This window comes from Acidovorax sp. KPB24-07 (assembly GCF_057543315.1).
Genome location: NZ_BAAJYS010000611.1, coordinates 1 through 1,521, shown reverse-complemented (window position 1 = coordinate 1,521; position 1,521 = coordinate 1). Strand labels below are relative to the sequence as shown.

At 70.6% G+C, this 1,521-nt stretch carries 2 protein-coding genes; one reads left to right on the top strand and one right to left on the bottom strand.

The features are described 5' to 3' along the window. On the top strand, positions 1–1,087 hold a 1,087-nt coding region (locus AC27IQ_RS24350), incomplete at its 5' end, for an ABC transporter substrate-binding protein (RefSeq protein WP_487091109.1). A gap of 160 nt (positions 1,088–1,247) precedes the next feature. Here AC27IQ_RS24350 and AC27IQ_RS24345 read toward each other — a convergent pair. After that, a partial coding sequence (locus tag AC27IQ_RS24345; protein WP_487091108.1) for a general secretion pathway protein GspB occupies positions 1,248–1,521 on the bottom strand: 274 nt, incomplete at its 5' end.

Sequence of the window (1,521 nt, the reverse complement as noted above, 5' to 3'; positions counted from 1 at the left end):
CTGGATCGGCGCCGCGCCGGCGCGCGCACAGGGCACGGCGCTGCGCATCGCGCAATCTACCGCGCTCACCGGGCCGCTGGGCGACCTGGGCTCGGCCATGCACCAGGGCGCCAAGGCCGCCTTCGCCGCCATCAACGCCCAGGGCGGCGTGCAGGGCCAGGCGATCGAACTCACCACGCTGGACGACGGCTACGACATCCCCCGCGCGCTGGCCAACGTGGACAAATTCCTCGCCGACCGCGAGCAGTTCGCGCTCTTCAACTGCATGGGCACGCCCATGGTCGAGGCCATGCTGCCCAAGGTGCTGCCCTCGGGCATGCCGTTCTTCGCCCCGTTCACCGGCGCCATGCTCAGCCGCGTGAAGGGCGCGCGCAGCGTGTTCAACGTGCGCGCCACCTACGCCGACGAGGCCGACAAGCTGGTCCAGCACTTCTCCACGCTGGGCATCCGGCGCATCGCCGTGGCCTACCAGAACAACGCCTTCGGCAAGGAGGTGTTCAACGCCGCCCGCGACGCCATGGCCCGGCTGAAGCTGGGCGAACCGCTGTCCGGCACCGTCGAAAGCGATGCGTCGAACGCCGGCGCCACGGCGCGCCAGGTGGCCGACGGCAACCCCGAGGCGGTGCTGATCGGCCTGGCCGGCAAGCCGGCGCTGGAGTTCGTGAAAGCCTTCCGGAGCCTTCGGCGCGGCACCGCGCTGTATGCCACGTCCGTGATGGGCACCTCGGCCGCCGTCAAGGCCCTGGGACCGGATGCCGTCGGGCTCACCATCTCGCAGGTCGTGCCGCTGCCCACCAACGTGGTGGTGCCGGTGGTGCGCGAATTCCAGGCCGCCTGGAAAGCCGTGGGCGCCACGGCCGAGCCCTCGCACCTGGCGCTGGAGGGCTACATCAACGCCCGCGTGTTCGCCCAGGCCCTGCAGCGCGCGGGCCGCAACCCGTCGCGCGCCGCCTTCGTGGACGCCACCTGGAGCCTCAAGAACTGGGACCTGGGCGGCTTCGAAGTGAACGCCACCGGCCCGGAACGCAGCGCCTCGCGCTTCGTCGAGCTGACCCTCGTGGGGCGGGATGGGCGGTTCATCCGCTGAGCCGCACAGCGGTCGCCGGCCCGCGATCACCAGAACGCGGTGGACGAATCATTTGCTATTAAATATATAGCAATACAGGCATGAAATCCGCCGGCATGGGCCTGTTTTGGCCTGTACCAGCGCACCCGCTGCGCCCTCGACTTCGCCCTTGGCTTCGCCTTCACTGCGACGGCACGGCGTAGCGGTAGCCCCGGAATGCCCACACCGTGCGGGACGGCTCGATCTTCTCCAGCACCACGCCCGGTGCGGCCTGGTCGCCCTCGTGCAGCACCTGCCCATTGACGATGGCCATGCGGTAGGCCGGGTTGGCCGAATAGGTGGCGCCGCTGAACTGCATGGCCGGCAATTGCTCGCGCACGGACGGCGGCAGATCGCGCTGCGCCACGACGGGCTGGGCCGGGGCCTGGGCGGGCGGCGCCACGGCGGGTGCGGCC